The sequence below is a fragment of the Streptomyces sp. SBT349 genome, from assembly GCF_001083795.1.
Classification (GTDB): domain Bacteria; phylum Actinomycetota; class Actinomycetes; order Streptomycetales; family Streptomycetaceae; genus Streptomyces.
The window spans coordinates 1-5,001 of sequence record NZ_LAVK01000453.1; the positions used below are offsets into that span (position 1 = coordinate 1).

The following is a 5,001-nucleotide window of genomic DNA, read 5'->3' on the forward strand; positions in this document are numbered from 1 at the left end:
GCGTCAGATGGTTATAAGAGATGGGAGCCGGGACCGGGGACGCGCGGGACCCCCGGGATCTCGAAGCGCCGGGCGTCGCCCTCGACGGCGAGCCGGACCGGCGCGCCACCGCCCGGCGGGGTCACCAGGACGTCGCCCGTGCCCTCGGCGGTGCCCCTGACGACGGTCGCGGTCCGCTCGTAGCCGCTGATCACCACGGAGGGCGACGCGTCGAGCAGCGGCAGGCCGTCCAGTGACACGGTGAGCCGGTCGCCCGCGTCCACGGACAGGCGGCCTTCGCCCAGCGGCAGGCCCGTCAGCCCGGCGGGCTCGCCCGGGTGCGCGAAGCGCCAGCCGCCCGGCGCGGCGTCGGCCAGCTCGCCGAACGCCAGGTGCCCCAGCAGACCGCCCCAGGCCATCAGGCCGTCCGAGCGGGCCGGCAGTCCGGTGAGGTCCTCGTCCGGCGCGGCCGGGTAGTTCTCCCGGACGTGGCTGTGCAGACGCCACTCGTCGAGGAACAGCCGCAGCAGCGCGTCGACCACCGGGCGGCTCGCCGCCCGCAGCCCGTAACGCCGCAGGCCCTCGACGGCCAGGTAGGCCATCGGCGCCCAGATCCGGCCGCGCCAGTAGGTGGCGGCGAACCCCGGGTCGTCCCTCGCCACGCTGGGCAGGGGGCGTTCCCCGCCGAGGGTCCCGGGCCGCAGCAGCGCCTCGGCCACCGCGCGGGCCCGTTCCTCGTCGGGAACCCCGGCCAGCAGCGGGTAGAGCAGGGTGGGCGCCACATGCGGGTCGTGGCCGCCGGCGGCCCGCAGGTTGCGGTACCCCCCGGCCTCCTCGTCCCACAGCAGCGCGTCCACCGCGGCGCGCGCCCCCGCCGCCTCGGCACGCAGGCGGCACTCCGCCGCCGCGTCGCCCAGCAGGCCCGCGATGTCGGCCAGCGCCTCGGCGTCCGCGATGTGCAGCGCGTTCAGCCCGACGTCGGCCAGGTCCATGGTGCCCGTCGCCGGGTCGTAGGCGGCCTCGTCGTACATCGGCGAATCGTCGAGGCCCGACTCGCGCTTGGCGCGGTCCAGCGTCGCCGACTCCGCGTCGCCCTCGACCGGATCGGAGCCCCAGGCGAGCAGCCCGTGCGGGCCCCGGCGGGCGCGCGGCCACCAGTCGTGCCAGGCCAGCAGCGCGGGGAACGTCTCCTCCAGCAGCGCCCGGTCGCGGGTGGCATGGCTGAGGCCGCCCGCCAGATACGCCCGGTACACGGTCAACGCGCCCACCGGCGGCTGCGAACGGTCGTCGGTGCGGCCCCGCTCGTCGGAGACCCGGTTGGGGATCATGCCGGAGGCGGTGGCGTGCGGAAGGATCTGGCCGAACACGCCCCGCGCGTAGGCGCGGTCCACGGCGGTGGCGGCCAGGCCCGTGAAGAACGTGTCCCACGCGTGCAGCGCCCAGGTGCCGTAGAAGCCGCGCCGCTCGGCCGACACGAAGTCGCGGGAGGTCACGGTCATCACCCGGCCGGGTCCCGGGGCGTACACGGTGTTCCAGGTGACGGCCCGGGTGAGGGCGTCGGCCGCGTCGCCGAGCCAGCCGGAGGAACGCAGCCGCGCCGCCTCCGCGCCGGCGCGGCGCGCGGCGAGCGCGCCCGGGGTGTCGGCCACCGAGCCCGGCGTGCCGGGCGGCGCGACGCGCACGGCGGCGCCCCCGGGCGGGAACGTCCACACCCGCGCGCCGTCGGGGCGCGTCGCGGGCTCGGTGGCGGGGGAGACGTCCACGTCCCAGCCCCCGTCGCCGTCCGCGCCGCCGCCCTCCACCACCAGGACCGCCGCCCCGGCCGTCTCCGCCGTGGCGTGCAGCACGTCGCCCGTGCCGCCACCGAACGCCAGCCGCAGCGCCACGCCCCCGGCCTCGACGGTCACCTCGGCGAACGAGCCGTCCACGGCGTGGTGCCCCAGCCGGACCAGGCCGTCCCGCCAGGTGAACCCGTCCACCACCGGCCCGTCCTCGCCCACCAGGCCGAACCGCACGCGCGGCCCGGAGGGCAGGTGGCTCATGCCCGTGTGATGGCGCACGTCCCAGGTGTTCCACCCCGCCGGAACGGGCAGCACCGTACTCACGCGGTCACCTCTCCCTTGTCGTGGGGCTCCGGGCCCGCGCCCGGCTCGCGCTCCGGCGCGGTGTCCAGGTCGAGCGCCGCGTCCAGCAGGGCGCGGGTGTACTCGTGCCGCGGGTTCCCGAGCACCTGCTCGGCCGGGCCCTCCTCGACGATCACGCCCCGGCGCATCACCGCCACCCGGTCCGCGATCTGCCGCACCACGCCCAGGTCGTGCGTGATGAACAGCAGCGCCAGCCGGTGCGTTCCGCGCAGCTCGACCAGCAGCCGAAGGATCTGCGCCTGCACCGACACGTCCAGCGCCGAGACCGCCTCGTCGCACACCAGCAGCTCGGGCGAGACCGCCAGCGCCCGGGCGATGGACACCCGTTGACACTGACCGCCGGACAGCTCGCCCGCCCTGCGGCGCGCCACCTCCCCGTCCAGCCCCACGTCGGCCAGCAGCCGCCGCAGCGCCTCCTCGCGGTCGCCCGGCGGCGCCGCGGCCGGGTGCGTGCGCCACGCCTCGCCGATCACCGAGGCCACGGTCATCCGCGGGTTCAGCGAGGACCGCGGGTCCTGGAACACCATCTGGATGGCGCGCCGCAGCTCCCCGGAGCGCCGCCCGGCCCGCTCCAGCGGACGGCCGCCGAACGTCAGCGTGCCGGCGTCGGGCCGCACCAGACCCGTGACGCAGCGGGCCACCGTCGTCTTGCCCGAGCCCGACTCGCCGACCAGGCCCAGCGTCTCCTCGGGCCCGACCGACAGATCCACGCCGTCCACCGCGGTGAACGCGCCCCGCCGCGTTCCGCCACGCGCCCCGCGTACATCACGACCACCTCGTCCGCCGTGTGGGCCACCACCCGCAGGTCGTGGCTGACCAGCAGCATCGCCAGGCCCTCGGCCCGCTGCACCGAGCGCAGCAGCCGCAGGATCCGTGCCTGCACCGTGACGTCGAGCGCGGTCGTCGGCTCGTCGGCCAGCAGCAGCGCGGGCGAACCGGCCAGGGCGAGCGCGATCATGGCCCGTTGCCGCAGGCCGCCCGAGAGCTCGTGCGGGTAGCGGCGCGCCCGTGCCGCGGGCTCGGGCACCCCGGCGAGGGTGAGCAGCTCGACCACCCGCCGCTCCACCTCGGCCCGCGGGCGCCCGGCGCGGCGCAGGATCTCGCCCACCTGACGGCCGATCCGCTGCGTCGGGTTGAGCGCCGCCAGCGGGTCCTGGAAGATCATCGCGATCTCGCGCCCGCGCGCCGCCCGGCGCCTGGCCGCGTCCGCGCGCAGCAGGTCCTCGCCGCGCCACTCCAGGCGGCCCCCGGCCTCGCCGCCCTCGGGCAGCAGCCCGATCACGGCCCGCGCGGTCATCGTCTTGCCGCTGCCCGACTCGCCGATCAGCCCGACCGTGCGGCCCTCGCCGATGCCGAACGACACGCCGTCCACCACCCGGGGCGTCCCCGGCAGGTCGACGGTCAGCCCGTCGATCCGCAGCAGGGAGCCCGGCGCGGCGGGGGGCGCCTTCTCGGCGATCACGATCCGTTCACCACGCCGGAGAAGTCGGGCAGCCCGCTCGCGTCCGGCTCCATGCCCTCCAGGCCGTCGTTCCAGGCGTAGGCGATGGACACCGCCATCGGGTACATGCCCACCGCGTCCCGCCAGATGATCTCGCTCGCGTCCCCGTACAGAGCGGTCCGCTCCGCCTCGTCGGCGGTCCCCGCGGCGGCGGCCAGCAGCTCGTCCAGCTCCGGGTTGCAGTAGCCGTTGCGCCCCGCCTCGCAGGGGTAGAGGCGGCCCAGGTTGCTCGCGGCGTCGAACGTCGGGGTGGCCAGCTGCTGGAAGTTGATGTCCCAGTTGAGGGCGAGCAGGTCCTCGGTGAAGACGGCCTGCTCCTTCTCCAGCGGTTCGACGCGCACCCCGATCTCCTCCAGGTCGGAGACCACGGCCTGGATGAACGGGCGGAACTCGGCGTTGGCGAACTGGAGGCGCAGCGTCCGCGAGAAGTCGAACCCGGCGTCCTCCAGCGCGGCCCGCGCCGCCTCCGGGTCGTGCTCCACCGGCTCCTGCGGCGCGTATCCGAGCACGACGGGCGAGACGGGCGCGTCGGCGGGCTCCCCGGTCTCGGGGTACAGCTGCTCGATGATCGTGCCGAAGTCGACGGCCTGCCACAGCGCCCGCCGCACCGCCGCGTCCTCCAGCGCGGGCACCCCCGAGTTGAACCACATGGTGAACTCGGCGGTGCTCGGCACCGTCTCCACGGTCAGCCCCTCCTCGCCCTCCAGCGTCGCCAGCTGGTCGTCCGGGATGCCCCAGACCACGTCCACCTCGCCGGTGCGCAGCGCGGTCAGCCGGGCGGAGAGCTCGGGGATGTTCCGCACGACCACCCGCCCGGCCCGCGGCACGTCGCCCGCGTACTCCTCGTTGGGCACCAGTTCCAGCGTCTCGCCCGGGGTGAACCCGTCCACGGTGAACGGGCCCGAGCCCACGGGGTCGCCGAAGAACTCCGCGTCGTCCGCCGCGACCCCCGCGGGCAGCACGTAGAAGAGCACCAGCTTGCCGGGGACCGAGGCGTCGGGCACCGGGCTGGTCAGCACCACCTCGGTGGGGGAGGGCGCGGTCATGGTGGCGCCGGGGAAGTTCGCCGCGTTGGGCCCGTCGAGGCTCATCATCCGCTCGAACGAGGCGACCACGTCCTCGGCCGTCACCTCCCGCCCGTCCGAGAAGGTCACACCCTCGCGGAGGGTGAACGTCCACTCGGTGACGTCCTCGTTGGCCTCCCAGGACTCGGCCAGGTCGGAGGTGAGCGTGCCGTCCGCCTCGGGCTTGACCAGGCGGCTGAACAGCGCCTGCCCGGCGAACTGCGTGCCGGTGGAGGCGCCCTGCGCGCCGTGCGGGTCCAGGCTCTCGATCGGGTAGGTCCCCGCGGCCGTCACCGCGCCGCCGTCCCCGCCC

At 76.0% G+C, this 5,001-nt stretch carries 4 protein-coding genes; all 4 read right to left on the reverse strand.

Annotated elements, in window-relative coordinates; translation table 11 throughout:
• Window positions 1-11 precede the first annotated feature (11 nt).
• Window positions 12-2,084: an MGH1-like glycoside hydrolase domain-containing protein gene (locus ADY01_RS32585; RefSeq protein ID WP_053171451.1), complete on the reverse strand. Its 2,073-nt coding sequence runs from the start codon at window positions 2,082-2,084 to the stop codon at window positions 12-14.
• Window positions 2,081-2,833 carry an ABC transporter ATP-binding protein gene (locus ADY01_RS37655; RefSeq protein ID WP_234320503.1) on the reverse strand — a complete coding sequence of 251 codons (753 nt, stop codon included), beginning with the start codon at window positions 2,831-2,833 and terminating at the stop codon, window positions 2,081-2,083. Before ADY01_RS37655 ends, ADY01_RS32585 begins: the two co-directional genes overlap by 4 nt.
• Window positions 2,716-3,585, reverse strand: a complete 870-nt coding sequence (locus tag ADY01_RS41100) for an ABC transporter ATP-binding protein (RefSeq protein ID WP_053171454.1) — start codon at window positions 3,583-3,585, stop codon at window positions 2,716-2,718. Before ADY01_RS41100 ends, ADY01_RS37655 begins: the two co-directional genes overlap by 118 nt.
• Window positions 3,582-5,001: ABC transporter substrate-binding protein (locus ADY01_RS32600; RefSeq protein ID WP_159001565.1), on the reverse strand; the 1,420-nt coding region annotated here is incomplete at its 5' end. The genes ADY01_RS32600 and ADY01_RS41100, both read right to left, overlap by 4 nt.